Source organism: uncultured Roseovarius sp., from assembly GCF_947259555.1.
Taxonomy (GTDB): Bacteria; Pseudomonadota; Alphaproteobacteria; order Rhodobacterales; family Rhodobacteraceae; genus Roseovarius.
Genome location: NZ_CAMYMD010000069.1, coordinates 1 through 14,948, shown reverse-complemented (window position 1 = coordinate 14,948; position 14,948 = coordinate 1). Strand labels below are relative to the sequence as shown.

Sequence of the window (14,948 nt, the reverse complement as noted above, 5' to 3'; positions counted from 1 at the left end):
ACGGCTTGGCCTGCCCCTCAGGCCGCGGCAAAGCCCGCGTCGAGCGAGGCGAGGATCACATCGACCTCGGCCTCGGTGATCACCAGCGGCGGCGACATCAGCACGTTATGCGCGCCGAGCCGCACCATGGCCCCCGCCTCATAGGTCGCCTGATGCACGCGTTTCATCGTCTCGCCGTCCAGCGGCGTCTTTTTCGTCCGGTCGCTGACCAGTTCGATCCCGGTCATAAGGCCATGCCCGCCCCGCACATCGCCGATGATGTCGTGTTTCTCCGCCAGCTTGCAGACACCCTCGTAAAGCTGCGTGCCGCGCGCCGCTGCGTTGGTCTTGGTATCGAGCCGCAGCGTCTCTGACAGGCAGGCCACCACCGCCGCCGCCCCCACGGGATGCGCCGAATAGGTGTAGCCGGTCCAGATGCTGCCCTCGGGTCCCGCGTTCTCGAAGACATCCGCCACCTTGTCACCCAGCAGAACGCCACCCACCGGGAAGTAGCCCGAGGTGATGCCCTTGGCGATGGTCATCATGTCGGGCTGCACGCCCCAATGCCGCGCGCCGGTCCAGTCGCCGGTGCGGCCAAAGCCGGTGATCACCTCGTCGGAGATCAGCAGGATGCCGTAGCGGTCGCAGATCTCGCGCATGTGCTTCATAAAGCTCGCATCCGGTACGATCACCCCACCGGCGCCCTGTATCGGCTCCATGATGAAGGCGGCGATGGTGCTGGGATCCTGAAACTCGATCTCGTCGACCATCGCGGCGGCGATCTTTTCAGCCAGCTTGGCACCATCAGTTTCGTCGAACGGGTTGCGATAGGTATAGGGGCTGGGCAGGTGGAAACAGCCCGGCAAGAGCGGCTCATAGGTGATCCGGAAGCGGTTGTTGCCGTTGACGCTCGCCCCGCCCCAATGGGTGCCGTGATAGCCCTTCTTGAGGCTGAGAAACTTGGTGCGCGTCGGTTCACCGCGAAGGCGGTGATACTGCCGCGCCATCCGCAGCGCGGTATCGACGCTGTCCGACCCGCCCGAGGTAAAGAACACGCGCGTCATCCCGTCCTCGGCAAAGAATTCCTGCACCGCATAGGACGCCTCGATGGCCGCCGGGTTGGTGGTGCCGGCAAAGGCCGAATAATAGGGCAACTGCCAGAGTTGATCGGAGATCGCCTGCTTCACCGCATCGTTGGAATAGCCGAGGTTGACGCACCAAAGACCACCCACCGCATCCACCGGATCATGCCCATCGATATCCGTGATCCGCACGCCCTCAGCGCCCTTGATGATCTTGGGCGCATTGGCCTGCTGCTCACCGGGATGCCCCATCGGGTGCCAGAGGTGACGGGCGTTCATTTCACGCAGGAAGTTGTCGTCTTTCATGGCGGCCTCCGGACAGATTGGAAAATTTGATCAAATCCTGCCACCAGAGCGGGGCCGTGTCCAGAAGATATGCGGGCCAGGACATCAATCCCGGCCCTGCACCGCGTCGCGCTTATTCGGCCAGCTTCTCGTCGATGATCGTCTTGAGTTCATCGTACGCCATATTCGAGTATTTCTGCCCGTTGATGATCAGCGTCGGGGTGGAACTTACCTCATGCGCCTCGGCATTCTCCTGATACCATGCGACAAGAGCCTTGGCCTTGTCATTGTTGTTCAGGCACGCTTCGAGCGTGTCAGGCTCAATACCCGCGACCTTGCCGATGCGGCGCAGGTTATCGGCAATCTCGTCCGGTTCGCCTTGGGTCCATTCCCGCTGTTGCTCATAAATCATGTCGGAGATGCCAAAGAATTTCTCTTGCCCGCCACAGCGCGCCACCATCGAGGCCCAGAGACCGAACCGGTCGAAATAGACATCGCGATAAATGAAATGCACCTTGTCAGTGTCGATGTAATCGGCCTTGAGATCTTTAAGCGGGCCTTTGTGGAAATTCGCGCAATGTGGGCAGGTAAAGGACGCATATTCGATGATCGTCACCTTGGCATCCGCCGGGCCCATCGTCATTTCGGTGATCTGCGAGGTGTCGGCGTCCTGTGCCTGAACGGGGCCTGCAAGCATGGCAAGGGCCAACGCCCCGGTTGCGATCAGTTGTTTCATCGTCTCACCTTTGTCTGTTCGGGAAGTTCAGCGTTGCGATCTGCTTAATACGTTGCGCGCGAGCGATTCCAGCGCGGCACGCAAACCGTCATCAGAAACGGGGGCCGTCAGCTCTGCAGCGGCTCGGGTTGTTTCAGGGGCGGGCTTGGTCTGAATCTTGGGTTTCGGGCGGTGGTCAAAATCCACTTTTCCGTCGGCAAACCCCACAGGCGCGGTCTGGGTAATGCGAAGACGCGCAATGGCGTTGTAGCCGTAGACGGCATTGACCCGCTCGCGCAGCTTTTCTTTCTGCATTTCCAGCATCGGGGCCTGCGCACCGGTGGTCAGAATGGTCAGCGTCGCCCCCATCCCCTGCCGGGCATAAGAGACCTCGACCGGCCGGGCGATGGCGGCGATATCCTCGCCCGCGATCTCGGCCCAATGGGTCAGCAGGCGCGACTGCGCAAAGCCGCGCGTTTCCGACGCGCGGCGGATGCTCGGCTGCAACAGCGTCGAAGTGCGCTTGAACCCGTATTTTGTCGCCTTTTGACCGGCCATGCTTGGCACCCTCCTCATTGACGCTAATCTATGACATGTGGCCGGGGATGCCAGACCTGATTGAGAGATGAGGAATAAACTATGCGTTATGCCGCCGATGCGGAGGAGTTGCTGCGCTGGTATGACACCCATGCCCGCGACCTGCCGTGGCGCGTCTCGCCCGCCGACCGGGCGGCCGGGGTTCGGCCCGATCCCTATCGTGTCTGGCTCAGCGAGGTGATGCTGCAACAGACCACCGTCGCCGCCGTGAAGGCCTATTTCGAGCGGTTCACCACGCTCTGGCCCACCGTGCGTGATCTGGCAGAGGCCCCGGATGCGCAGGTGATGGGCGAATGGGCCGGGCTTGGCTATTACGCCCGCGCCCGCAACCTTCTGAAATGCGCGCGCGTGGTGGCAGCTGAGCATGGCGGCACGTTCCCGGACACGCGCGCCGGGCTGATGGACCTGCCGGGCATCGGCCCCTACACGGCGGCGGCCATCGCCGCCATCGCCTTCGACCGCTCCGAGGTGGTGGTCGATGGCAATGTCGAGCGGGTGATGGCCCGCCTGCATGACATCCACACCCCCCTGCCCAAGGCCAAGCCGGACCTGACCGAGGCGGCGGCAGCGCTAACGCCCGAATCGCGCCCCGGCGATTACGCGCAGGCGGTGATGGATCTCGGTGCCACGATCTGCACACCGAAATCGCCGGCCTGCGGCCTTTGCCCGTGGATGCAGGCCTGCGCCGCGCGCCGCGCGGGCACGGCGGTGGACTTGCCCCGCAAGACCCCGAAAAAGCCCAAGCCGACCCGGCTGGGCTATGCCTATGTCGCCCGCCGCAGCGACGGGGCCTGGCTGTTGGAAGAGCGCCCCGACAGCGGTCTCCTGGGCGGCATGCTGGGCTGGCCCGGCAGCACCTGGGGCGACGCGCCGGACCCGGCACCGCCGATTGCCGCCGACTGGCACATGATCGACGCCGAGGCGCGGCACACCTTCACCCATTTTCACCTGCGACTGAGGATTCTCGTGGCAGAGGTCCCGCACGACACCCCGCCGGAGCGCGGCGCATTCCACGCGGCTCACAGCTTTCGCCCCGCGCATCTTCCCACCCTCATGCGGAAGGTATTTGACCTTGCGCAAGGCGCGTTCAAGAATAGCGCCTAGGCTGCGCTCAGCGGTAAAAAAGGAGTGTGTCATGATCCCCGCCCCACAGGTCGCCAGGCTCAGCCGGGCCATGCCGTTCTGGATGTCCCTGCTGCTCATACCGGTCGCCATCCTCGGCGCGCTTCACGGCGGCTGGACGGTGATCCTGCTGCCGGTGGTGACGTGGTATTTCTTTTCCATCCTCGACGCGTTTCTGGGCCTCGACACCGAGAACTCCGATCTTGAGACCCGCGAGGATCAACTGACCTGGTACAAGGCGATCACGCTCATTTGGGCGCCGGTGCAATTCGGGCTGCTCTACTGGATGATCTGGTATGTCACCGGGCCCGGCGACGCGCATCTGTCAGCGCTGGAAACCATCGTGCTGTTTTTCGGCGTCGGGGTCATCACCGGCACCGTCGGGATCAATTACAGCCATGAATTGATGCACCAAAAGGACCGGGGCGAGCGGTTTCTCGGCGATCTCCTGTTGGCGATGGTGCTCTATTCGCATTTCCGCTCGGAACATCTGCAAGTGCATCACCGCCATGTCGGCACCCCGCGCGACCCGGTGACAGCGCGCTATAACGAGGGGTTCCACCGCTTCTTTCCGCGCGTGCTCCGGGGCAGTTTTCTCTCCGCCTTCCGCGCCGAGCGCGAGATGCTCGCGCGCAAGGGCCGGCCCTGGCACGATCCGAGAAACCCGTTCTTTCGCTATTGGGCCTTGCAGGGGTTGATGGCTCTGCTGGCCGTTCTGGTCGGCGGCTGGATCGGCCTCGCGCTCTTTGTCTGGCAGGCCTTCGTCGCCATCTGGCAGCTGGAACTGGTCAATTACATCGAGCATTACGGGTTGACGCGCAAACACCTGGGCAATGGCAAATACGAGCATGTGCAGCCGCGCCACAGCTGGAACGCCGCGCACAAGGCGTCCAACTGGCTGCTGATCAACCTGCAACGCCATTCCGACCACCATTACAAGCCCAACCGCCGCTTTCCGCTGTTGCAGACCTATACCGAGGCCGATGCCCCGCAGCTGCCTTACGGCTATCCGCTGATGACCATGGCGGCAATGCTGCCGCCCGTCTGGCGGCGGGTGATGAACCCGCGCGTGCGTCGCTGGCGGCAGATGTATTACCCCGAGATCACCGACTGGCGGGCCTATAACCGGGCACAGAACCCGTTGCCGCGCTAGGCAGGGTGACGCACCGGATCGCGGTTTTCGGGACAGGACGCACTTTGGTGCAAGCCGCGCATCGACGGGCCGCGGTGCGGCGATCCAACGCGCGTTCGGCAGACCTTTATCACTGCCAAGTCAGGAAAACATCCATGTGATGCTCAGTTTACAGCCAAATCGCCGTGCCGTCGGGGCGGCCCGTCGATGCGCGGCGGCCTGACGGCCGCGTATCGCGCGGGTGCTTTAATCTATTGTGCGCTTCGGACCAGCCCCGTCAGGCCGCCGCCTGATCCAGCAAATGCCCCGTCTTCACGTAAATCAGACAGCCCTCATCGGAAAACGGCGTATGCTCGGACAGATGCGGGCTGCGCAGCCAGGTCCCGGCAGGATAATCGCCATGCTCATCCTGAAACGTCCCCTCCAGTACGAAGACCTCTTCCCCACCCCAATGGCGATGCGTGTTGAACCGCGTGCCGGGGGCCCAACACACCAGCGCCACGTTCTCGTTCACCGCCGCATGCAGCGGCAGCACGCTCAGCCCCTCGACCTGACCGGGCCGAAACTCGGCCTTGTTCGTGTCGATATGGAACTGTTCGGTATCCGAGGGGTCGAACTGATGCAGCTTCACCAGGATGGTGCAGCCCTCGCGCGTATGCGGCTTGTGGCGGGTGCCGATGGGATTGCGCACATAGGTGCCCGCCGGATAGTCCCCCGATTCGTCCGAGAACACCCCGTCGAGCACGAGATATTCCTCACCCCCGCCATGGGTATGGGCATCAAACCACGAGTCGGGCGCAAACCGCACGATGGTCGTGGCGCGCGCCACCTCGTCGCCAATCCGGTCGAGCATCATCCGCTCCACCCCGCCTGCCGGCGATTGGACCCAGTCGTAATCCTCGGGCCGGATCACGACCCGCTGTGAGAAATCTGCATTCAGGCGCATGTCAGTCCTCCTGAACCGGACATAAGCGCCCGCCCCGCGAATTCAAGCAGCCTCCATCGCCGCCCGTGCCTCGGCAAAGGACAACAGCCGCCGCGCCTTTTCATCCCACAGATGCAGCCGCGCATTGGCGAGGCTCTCGCGGATGGTCATCCGGTTTATCCGGTCCAGATAGGCGTGATCGCGCAGCACCTCGGGCAGGCGGTAGAACGGGATGCGGCTGTTCACATGATGGACATGGTGAATGCCGATATTGGCACTCAGCCATTGCATCCAGCCGGGCATCACGTAATGCGAACTCCCCTCGAGCGCCGCATCGTGCAATTGCCAGTTTTCCTCGGCCTCCCAATGGGTGGTCTCGAACTGATGCTGCACGTAGAAAAGCCACATCCCCGCCGTCGCCGCCAGCACGGTCGAGGGCAGGAAGATCAACAGGATCGGCATCACCCCTCCGAACCAGCCCACCATCGCCAGCACCGCCAGAAGCACGGCATTGGTGGCCATCGCGCTGACCCAATAGCGCGCGCGGCCCATGAAGCCAAGCGGCAGCCGGTTCTCCAGCAGGAAAATATAGCCCGGCCCCAGCCCAAACAGCACCACCGGGTTACGGTAGAGCCGGTATTTCAGCCGCTGGAACGGGGTGAGGGCTGCATATTCCGCCACCGTCAGGGTATGGATATCGCCGATCCCGCGCCGCCCCAGATTACCCGAGGAACTGTGATGGATCGAATGCGAATGCCGCCAGACATCATAGGGCGTCAGCGTCACCACGCCCAGCGCGCGCCCGAGCCAGTCGTTGAGTGTCCGGCTCTTGAAGAATGCGCCATGGCCGCAATCATGCTGGATCGCGAAAAGGCGTAACAGGAACGGAGCCGCGCAGAGCGCGAGCAAGAGCGTCAGCGCGTAGCTGACCGAAAGCGACCACCATGCCAGCCCCCACAGCGCGAGGAACGGCACAAGGGTGACAGCCAGCTCAAAGGCGGCGCGGGGGGAACTCGGCTCGCGGTACTTTGCCAGGAGCTGGGCCCACTCCCTGCCGGCCCGTATCTCGGGATGCGGCAGGACAGGATTGGAATGATCGGGCATGGGCCTGCTTTTTTAGTATCGTTGGCGAACTGCATAAAGGATTGGCGCGCGTTTGCAAACGCTGCATGCTGCATGGACCTGCGCTATTTTGGCCAAGACGGACATCTGGCCGCCCGGTGCGCCAAGCAAAAGCCCCGCACGGCATGCCTGCGGGGCTTAGGGTTTGATAGGGTCGGCCGGTCAGCTGGTCTTCTTGCCCTTGATCGGCGCCCAGATCCGCTTGTTGGTGAGATAAAGGAGCACCGACAGAACGGTCAGAAAGATCACACCCGTCAGGCCCGCATGCTTGCGCGCCATCATCTTGGGTTCCGCCGTCCACATCAGGAAGGCAGCGACGTCTTCGGCTTCCTGCTCCATCGTCGCCTCGGTGCCGTCGTCATATTCGACATCGTCACCCCAGAGCGGCTGCGCCATGGAAATCCAGCTACCGGGCACGGTCGGGTGACCATGCTCGTCCTTGCACTCGTCAGGATAGCCACCGGCGGTGAAAGCGGCGTTATAGCTGCCTTCGAAATCCTCCGGCGCGCATTCCGGCGGCTCTTCATAGCCGACCATCAGCGAATAGATGTATTCCGGACCACCCATGCCGTTAAACAGCTGGCTGAGACCAGTGCCGTAAGGCCCGTGGAACCCAGCCCGCTTTTTCGCCATCAGCGACAGGTCGGGGGCTGTTTCCAGCTGTGACATCGGGAAATGATCCACCGGCTTGGCAGCCCGGTAATCGTCGATCTCCTCGTCATAGACCTCGAACTGCTGGGCATAGGCGCGCATCTGGTCATCGGGCAGGTGGGGCCCGCCCTCATCGGCCAGGGTGCGCAGCGGCACATATTGCAAGCCGTGGCAGGCCGAACAGACCTGAGTATAGACCTTGAGACCGCGCTGAAGCTGGTTCTGGTCAAACTTGCCAAACGGGCCTTCGAAGGAGAAAGCGACATCCTCGATATGCCCCTCGCCCCCGGCGGCCAACGCGCCGCCGGCCGAAAGGGACAGGGCCACGAGGGCCGCAATGCCTGTTGTCTTGAACATTGTCATCCGTCCTTTCTTATTCGGCGGGCGTTTCGGCCTTGCCATAATGCGCATCGAAATCCTCTTCGATGGTGGCAGGCTGAGACTCGGGTTTCTCGATCACGCCCAGAAGCGGCAGGATCACCAGGAAGTAGGCAAACCAGTAGGCCGACCCGATTAGCGAGATGGAGGAATAGGGCGGCTCGGCGGGCATCGCACCGGCCCACATCAGGACGATGAAATCAACACAGAGCAGCGCGAACCACCATTTGAACATCGGTCGGTAGCGGCCTGAGCGCACCGAAGAGGTATCGAGCCAGGGCGCCAGCGCCATTACCGCGATCGCGCCGAACATCGCCAGCACGCCGAAGAACTTGGCGTCGATGATGCCGCCGGTGATCCAGCTTGCGAACATCACCACCCAGACATCGGAGGTAAAGGCACGCAGGATCGCGTAGAACGGCAGGAAGTACCATTCCGGCACGATGTGTGCGGGCGTCACCAGTGCGTCAGCCTCGATATAGTTGTCGGGGTGCCCCAGGTAGTTGGGCATAAAGCCGACGATCGCGAAGAAGACGACCATGATCACCGCGAGGGCGAAGAGGTCCTTGATCACGAAATAGGGCCAGAATGACACCGTGTCCTTCTCGGCCTCGGCCTTCGACGTGCGGCGCACGTCAACCCCGGTCGGGTTGTTGTTACCGGTGGTGTGGAAGGCCCAAATATGCAGCGCCACCAGCGCCGCGATCACGAAGGGCAGCAGGTAGTGCAGCGAAAAGAAGCGGTTGAGCGTCGCGTTGTCCACCGCCGGCCCACCAAGGAGCCAGGTCTGGATCGGCTCACCGATGAAGGGGATCGCACCGAAGAGACCGGTGATCACTGTGGCCCCCCAGAACGACATCTGACCCCAGGGCAGAACGTAGCCCATGAAGGCGGTGCCCATCATCATCAGGTAGATCAGCATGCCGATGATCCACGTCACCTCGCGCGGGGCCTTGTAAGAGCCGTAGTAGAGCCCGCGGAAGATGTGCAGGTAGACCGCGACAAAGAACAGCGACGCGCCGTTCATGTGCAGGTAGCGGATGAAGTGCCCGCCATTCACGTTGCGCATGATATGCTCGACCGAGGCGAAGGCCAGATCGACATGCGGCGTGTAATGCATGACGAGGATGATGCCGGTGACGATCTGCAACACGAGGCAGAAGGTCAGGACGATCCCCCAGATCCACATCCAGTTGAGGTTCTTGGGGGTCGGGATCATGATTGTGTCATAGAGCAGCCCGACAATGGGCAGGCGCGAGTGAAGCCACTTTTCGCCGCCGGTTTTGGGCTCGTAATGATCGTGTGGAATTCCGGACATGTGCGCGTTTCCTTATCCCAGTTGGATCGTCGTGTCGTCGACGAATTCGGCCACGGGAATCCAGAGGTTCTCTGGCGCGGGGCCTTTGCGGATACGTCCCGCGGTGTCGTAGTGAGAGCCGTGGCAGGGGCAGAACCAGCCGCCGAAGTCACCGGCGCCATCGCCAATCGGGACGCAGCCCAGATGGGTGCAAACGCCGATCATCACCAGCCATTCGCCCGCCTCATCCAATGTGCGGTTCTGGTCGGCAGCGTCCAGCGACATATTGTTGCGGTTCTGTGCGTTCTGGTCGGGCAGGGCTGACAGGTCCACCGAACGGGCTGCCTCGATTTCCTTTTCCGTGCGGCGACGGATGAAAACCGGCTTGCCGAGGAACTTGACGCTGATCTGCGAGCCCGGGTTGACCCCGCCCACATCGACGCGGATCGAGGACAGGGCCTGCACATCCGCCGACGGGTTCATCTGGTTGACCAGCGGCCAGATGGCCGCCCCTGCGGTGACGGCACCTGCGCCTGCGGTGGCGTAGTAGAGGAAATCCCTCCGGGTGCCTTCGTGATCTTCTGCGTGGGACACGAGGTTTACTCCATTATATCAGAGCCGCTTGCGGCCTCATACGGCGTTCGGGCCACAGGATTCCCGCGACCACTCTGCCCGGCTATTTAGCGAGGCTTTCGGCACCCGTCCAGCCTGCATTGACTCAAGAAGCGATCAGAGCGCGCATCTGTCGCGCTTGTCGCAGCCCCACTGGCCGTATAAGGACGCAAAAAATGCCCTCACTCCCCGATCCGAAGGCCCGGCACATGCTTCAAAATCTCAAACTTGCGACCGCCGCGCTGATGCTCGCGGCGACGCCCGCCGCGGCAGAACTCGAGGTCAGCCTCTACCTTGGTGTTCAGAGCGCACATAGCGACACCGACTCCGTCGATCTGCCTGGTCCTGCCGGACCGGTCAGCCGCGACATCAGCTGGAAGGTGAATCCGTTCGACAATCCGCTCTATTATGGCGGCCGCGCGACGTGGTGGACCCGGAACAATATCGGGTTTGGCGTAGAGGGAACGCATACCAAGGCCATCGCCGACCCCGCAGACAGGGCCGCGCTCGGGGTCGACAAGCTCGAATTCACCGACGGGCACAACATTATCACCGCCAACGTGATGAAACGCTGGCCCGGGGCCTTCAAGACAACGCCGAATTTCACACCCTATGCAGGCGCAGGCGTCGGTGTGGCGATCCCGCATGTGGACATTCAGGTGACAGGTGCCGCGAGTCGCACCTTTGACTATGAGACGACCGGCCCCGCCATCCGCGGCATTGCCGGGCTGAAATATGCGCTCAACGAGAAATGGGCACTGTTCGGCGAATATCAGATTACCTGGTCGGACAATGATGCCACAATCGACCCGGATGTGGCCGTGCCCGGACAATCGGAGGGCAAGCTCAAGACAGAACTGGTGACGCACGCCGTGAATTTTGGGATCAGCTACAGCTTCTGACCTGTCGCAGCAGCGCGGACCTACAACTCAGCTTGGCGCCGGTCATGTCATGCCGGCGCGGTTTGCCTCATGCTGTCGCGCTCCGCGAAGACAGCGTACCAGTCATCCAGTGCCGGACGCGCCTGACGCCAACCGCGCGCATCGTGACGAAAGTCGAGATATCCCAGCGCACATCCCACGGAGATATGGCTCATGTCGAGGGGCCCGGCCAGATGGCTCATCCAGCGCGCCTCGACCGCGTCGAGTGCGCGCGCGACCTTTGACCATTGCGCCTCGACCCATGGGGCATACTGCATCGGTTCGGGACGGAACCGCGCCTCGTAGGCCATCGAAAGCGCGGCCTCCATGATACCCTCGGCCGTCGCCTCTAGGGTCAAGACCTCCCACAACCGTGCATGCGGATAGAAACCGCCCCCTGCGCGCTCATCCAGGTATCGGGTGATCACCCGGCTGTCATAGAGCGTCGGGCCATCGTTGCGCATCAGTGCGGGTATCTTGCCCAAGGGGTTGGCCGCAGCGGCCTGCGCATCGGTCTCGAACGGGGTCGTGGCCACGTCGACCACCTCGACCTGTTCGGCAAGCCCGGCCTCCAGCAAGAGCACGCGCACCTTGCGGACAAACGGGGACAGAGGCGAAGAAACAAGTTGCATTGCGCACTCCAGATCATGTGCTGCGACGTTAGGTGGCAGTCATCAGCCTGTAAAGCCTGTCATGCAGGCGGGGCACGCATCATCTCCGCCAGCCGCTCCGTCTCCTGTCCCTCGCCAGTCGGTCCCAGGTGGTCGGCCGCGCGCAGCCGCACATCATCGGGTTTGTTCTGGCCCAGCTTCCAGGTTCCCGAGATCTGGTCCACCCGCATCATGCATGGCACAATCTGGCGCATCATCCGGTCTAGAACGTCGGGGGTCATCTTGTCCGCCCGCCATTCAGGCTTGGGCAGGAGACGCGATTCGAACTGCGCCGATTGCCGATCCAGCAGGTCGCGCAATCGCTGGTGTGGCTGCAACCTGATCTCCCCGACCAAATGCACGGCGACATAATTCCATGTCGGAACCTGATCCTCGATGCCGTACCAGTCGGGCGAGACGTAGGACTGCGGCCCTTCCACCGCGAGCCGGGCCTTGAGCGGTTCATGCATCGCACGCGCAATCGGATTTGAGCGCACGAGATGAAATTCCGCGCATCGGCCATCCTCCGACAAAAGGAAGGGAATATGGCTCATCAGCGGCCCGTTGTCAGAGTTGATGGCAAGAATGCCAAACCCCTGCGCACGCGCAAAGGCCAAATTGACAGCGTCGGGGGATTGGCGAAAGGCAGGGTTGGGGTGCATCCGATCTAACCTCTTGTATCTACGTGCGCGATTATCGGCCCAATGCGTCTTCTACGGCCTTTGCGACGCGCAACAGCCGCTCTTCCTGAAACGGCGGACCACAGAGCATGACACCACAGCTTGGAACGCCCGTCGGCAGCGTCAAAGCGCACAGTCCCATCAGATTTCCGACCCGTGTGTTGCGCAGCGTGAGCAGGTTCTCTGTCACGTAATATTGCTCGTCCTGCATCAGCCACGCATGATCGGGCGGCAGATTGGGGGCTGCGGGCATCAAAACCGCGTCATAGCCCGCGACCCGCGCGTACCATCGCGCGCGCAGCCCTTCGAGCTTTTGCCACGCAGCCACGTAGTCGGCGGCGGATATTTCCTTGCCTCCGCGAAACCGTTCCAGAATAGGGCGGAACATCTTGCCCGGGTCGGCCTCGATCACGTCGCGCCACAGCCCATAGGCCTCGCCGGTAAAGAGCGCGGGCGAGAGCGGCATCGCGTCGGCGACCTCGGGGGCGTCGATCTCTTGGATCACGGCCCCGGCGTCGCGCAGGCGGGCGCAAGCCGCCGCATAGCCTGCCTCCGGCTCTGACCGGATATCGTCCATCACCACCGTTTGCAGCGCGGCGAATCGCATCCCCGCAAGAGACGCGCCGCGCAAATCCGCCGCTTTGCCCCCCTCAACGGCGGCCAGCATCAGCGCCGCATCCTCAACCGAGCGCGCCAGCGGCCCCACCGTGTCGAATTTGGCGCAGAGCGGCACGACCCCTTGCAGGGACACGCGGCCCGAGGTGGTCTTGAGCCCGACCAGATCGTTCCAGGCCGCCGGGATCCGCACCGAGCCGCCGGTATCCGAGCCGATCCCGCAGGCGGCCAGATCGAAGGCCACGCTCGTCGCGGCCCCCGAGGATGAGCCGCCGGGCACCGCATCCGCGTTGTTCACGCAGGGCGGTGTCGCGGTCACCGGATTGAGGCCGAGACCCGAGAAGGCCAGCTCGCTCATATGTGTCTTGCCGAGGCAGACGAGCCCCGCCGCCGTGCCATTTCGCAGCACTTCGGCATCGCGTGTGGGCACGCGGCCTTTGAGTAGCGCCGATCCCGCCTCGGTCGCCACGCCCGCGCTGTCGAAGAGGTCCTTCCAGCTGATCGGCACGCCATCCAGAGGTCCCAGCCGCTGCCCCGCTTTGGCACGTGCCGCCGCTGCCGCCGCCTCGGCGCGGGCGCGGGTCTCGGTGACGGCGCTGTAGATGCGGTCGCGCAAGGGATGGGCGTTAATTGCCGCCAGATAGGTATCGCAGAGCGCCTCGGGGTCGATCTCACCACAGCCAATGCCGCGTCCCAGATCGCCCGCCGTCAGTCTCAGCCATTTCTGCATCGTGCCGTCCCCTGTCGTTATGCTCAAAACAGTGCTAGCGGCAGAGCGGCGCATGGACAATCCCGCACGCACGGACATATTGAGGGTTATGGAACATGACAGCGATATCCTGATCGTCGGCGGGGGCCTGAATGGCCCGGCGCTGGCGCTTGCCGCGGCACAGGCGGGGCTTTCCTCGACAGTGATCGACGCCCTGCCCGAACCCACCCGCAAGAACGCCACGTTCGATGGGCGGTCCTACGCGCTGGCGCTGGCCTCGGTGCGGCTGTTGCGCAATCTCGGCCTCTGGGAGCGAGTAGCGGACAACGCGCAGCCGATGCTGGAAATCAAGGTCTCGGACGGCCGCGCGGGCGAAGGGCCCTCGCCGTTCTTTCTGCATTTCGACCATGCCGAGATCGAGGAAGGCCCGATGGGCCACATGCTCGAAGACCGCTTCCTGCGCCGCGCACTGATCGAGGCGATGGCCGGGGAGCCGCTGATTGCGCAGGTATCCAGTGACACGGTGACGGCGCAGGAGGTTGGGGCGACCTGTGTCTGCGTCACACTCGCCTCGGGCAAGGTGCTCGCCGGGCGCGTGCTCATCGGGGCCGACGGGCGCGGTTCGGGCACCGCGGCGCGGGCAGGTATCAGCCGGACGGGGTGGGGCTATGGCCAGACTGCGCTTGTCGCGGCCATCGAACATGACCTGCCGCATCACGGCATCGCACATCAGTTCTTCATGCCGCCCGGCCCGCTGGCCATTCTGCCGCTGCCGGGGAATGTCAGCTCCATCGTGTGGTCTGAGACCGACGCCACCGCCGCGCGCTTCGCCGCGCTGCCGGATGCAGAGTTCATGGAGGTGCTGCGGCCAAGGTTTGGCGATTTCCTCGGCGAGATCAAGCTGCGCGGCAAGCGCTATACCTATCCGCTCAGCCTGACGGTGGCGAACAGCTTTGTCGCCGACCGGCTCGCCTTGATTGGCGACGCCGCCCACGGAATGCACCCGATTGCGGGTCAGGGGCTGAACGCCGGGCTGCGGGATGTGGCCGCCCTGGCGCAGGTGATGACCGAGGCCAGCCGCCGGGGCGAGGATATCGCCGCCGCCGACGTGCTCGCCCGCTATCAGCAGTGGCGGCGGTTCGACACCGCGACGCTGGCGATGGCGACGGACCTCACCAACCGGCTGTTCTCCAACGACAATCCGCTTCTGCGCGCGGCGCGTGATCTCGGAATGGGGGCGATCAACCAGATGCCGGGGCTGCGCCGGGGCTTCATCCGCGAGGCGGCGGGGCTGACGGGGGATTTGCCGGAGTTGATGAAGGGGTGAGTTGGGGGCTATTGGCTTGGAGCTGCCGTTCAAGTGCAGCACCAATGCGCGGAATCAAGGTGCCGCAGGCACCGCCGCGCAGCGCCCGACCGCCCCCTCGGGCGGGCGCTTTTGCAACGTTTCAAGCCATTGAAAACGCGGGAGTGTTTG

15 protein-coding genes are annotated in these 14,948 nt (G+C 63.4%); 4 read left to right on the top strand and 11 right to left on the bottom strand.

Translation table 11 applies throughout. The features are described from left to right. Positions 1-17: 17 nt before the first annotated feature. The 3 genes from Q0X85_RS11905 to Q0X85_RS11895 form a co-directional block, all read right to left on the bottom strand. Positions 18-1,367, bottom strand: a complete 1,350-nt coding sequence (locus tag Q0X85_RS11905; RefSeq protein ID WP_297772216.1) for an aminotransferase class III-fold pyridoxal phosphate-dependent enzyme — start codon at positions 1,365-1,367, stop codon at positions 18-20. Between the two features lie 112 nt (positions 1,368-1,479). Beyond that, positions 1,480-2,082 carry a DsbA family protein gene (locus Q0X85_RS11900; RefSeq protein WP_297772215.1) on the bottom strand — a complete coding sequence of 201 codons (603 nt, stop codon included), beginning with the start codon at positions 2,080-2,082 and terminating at the stop codon, positions 1,480-1,482. A gap of 27 nt (positions 2,083-2,109) precedes the next feature. Continuing rightward, the gene (locus Q0X85_RS11895; protein ID WP_297772214.1) at positions 2,110-2,619 is read right to left on the bottom strand and encodes a DciA family protein; all 510 of its coding nucleotides are present in this window, start codon (positions 2,617-2,619) and stop codon (positions 2,110-2,112) included. A gap of 81 nt (positions 2,620-2,700) precedes the next feature. Between Q0X85_RS11895 and mutY the strand changes: the two genes are divergently transcribed. Together mutY and Q0X85_RS11885 are read left to right on the top strand one after the other, a co-directional pair. Further along, entirely contained in the window at positions 2,701-3,762 is a 1,062-nt protein-coding gene (mutY, locus tag Q0X85_RS11890; RefSeq protein ID WP_297772213.1) for an A/G-specific adenine glycosylase, read from the top strand. A gap of 31 nt (positions 3,763-3,793) precedes the next feature. Further along, entirely contained in the window at positions 3,794-4,933 is a 1,140-nt protein-coding gene (locus Q0X85_RS11885; protein ID WP_297772212.1) for an alkane 1-monooxygenase, read from the top strand. A 256-nt stretch (positions 4,934-5,189) separates the two neighbouring features. Here Q0X85_RS11885 and Q0X85_RS11880 read toward each other — a convergent pair whose 3' ends face one another. The 5 genes from Q0X85_RS11880 to petA form a co-directional block, all read right to left on the bottom strand. Further along, positions 5,190-5,858, bottom strand: a complete 669-nt coding sequence (locus Q0X85_RS11880) for a cupin domain-containing protein (protein WP_297772211.1) — start codon at positions 5,856-5,858, stop codon at positions 5,190-5,192. A 42-nt stretch (positions 5,859-5,900) separates the two neighbouring features. After that, positions 5,901-6,941 (bottom strand): fatty acid desaturase, encoded by a 1,041-nt coding sequence (locus Q0X85_RS11875; protein ID WP_297772210.1) that lies wholly within the window; start codon positions 6,939-6,941, stop codon positions 5,901-5,903. Positions 6,942-7,121: 180 nt separating this feature from the next. Then, entirely contained in the window at positions 7,122-7,973 is an 852-nt protein-coding gene (locus tag Q0X85_RS11870) for a cytochrome c1 (RefSeq protein ID WP_297772208.1), read from the bottom strand. Between the two features lie 10 nt (positions 7,974-7,983). After that, positions 7,984-9,306 (bottom strand): cytochrome b, encoded by a 1,323-nt coding sequence (petB, locus tag Q0X85_RS11865; protein ID WP_297772207.1) that lies wholly within the window; start codon positions 9,304-9,306, stop codon positions 7,984-7,986. 12 nt (positions 9,307-9,318) lie between these two features. Further along, positions 9,319-9,879 (bottom strand): ubiquinol-cytochrome c reductase iron-sulfur subunit, encoded by a 561-nt coding sequence (gene petA / locus Q0X85_RS11860; protein ID WP_297772206.1) that lies wholly within the window; start codon positions 9,877-9,879, stop codon positions 9,319-9,321. Positions 9,880-10,106: 227 nt separating this feature from the next. Between petA and Q0X85_RS11855 the strand changes: the two genes are divergently transcribed. Next, entirely contained in the window at positions 10,107-10,799 is a 693-nt protein-coding gene (locus Q0X85_RS11855; RefSeq protein ID WP_297772205.1) for an outer membrane beta-barrel protein, read from the top strand. A gap of 47 nt (positions 10,800-10,846) precedes the next feature. Here Q0X85_RS11855 and Q0X85_RS11850 read toward each other — a convergent pair whose 3' ends face one another. The 3 genes from Q0X85_RS11850 to Q0X85_RS11840 are packed head-to-tail and all read right to left on the bottom strand — an operon-like array spanning position 10,847 to position 13,492. Next, on the bottom strand, positions 10,847-11,449 hold the full coding sequence (locus tag Q0X85_RS11850; protein WP_297772204.1) for a glutathione S-transferase: 603 nt from the start codon (positions 11,447-11,449) through the stop codon (positions 10,847-10,849). Between the two features lie 59 nt (positions 11,450-11,508). Further along, positions 11,509-12,129: an FMN-binding negative transcriptional regulator gene (locus tag Q0X85_RS11845; RefSeq protein WP_297772203.1), complete on the bottom strand. Its 621-nt coding sequence runs from the start codon at positions 12,127-12,129 to the stop codon at positions 11,509-11,511. A gap of 31 nt (positions 12,130-12,160) precedes the next feature. Then, positions 12,161-13,492: an amidase gene (locus tag Q0X85_RS11840; RefSeq protein ID WP_297772202.1), complete on the bottom strand. Its 1,332-nt coding sequence runs from the start codon at positions 13,490-13,492 to the stop codon at positions 12,161-12,163. A gap of 52 nt (positions 13,493-13,544) precedes the next feature. On the opposite strand from Q0X85_RS11840, the gene Q0X85_RS11835 reads away from it, so the two are divergent. Then, complete coding sequence (locus Q0X85_RS11835; protein ID WP_297772201.1) at positions 13,545-14,798, top strand: FAD-dependent monooxygenase; 1,254 nt, start codon at positions 13,545-13,547, stop codon at positions 14,796-14,798. The last annotated feature ends 150 nt before the right edge of the window (positions 14,799-14,948 follow it).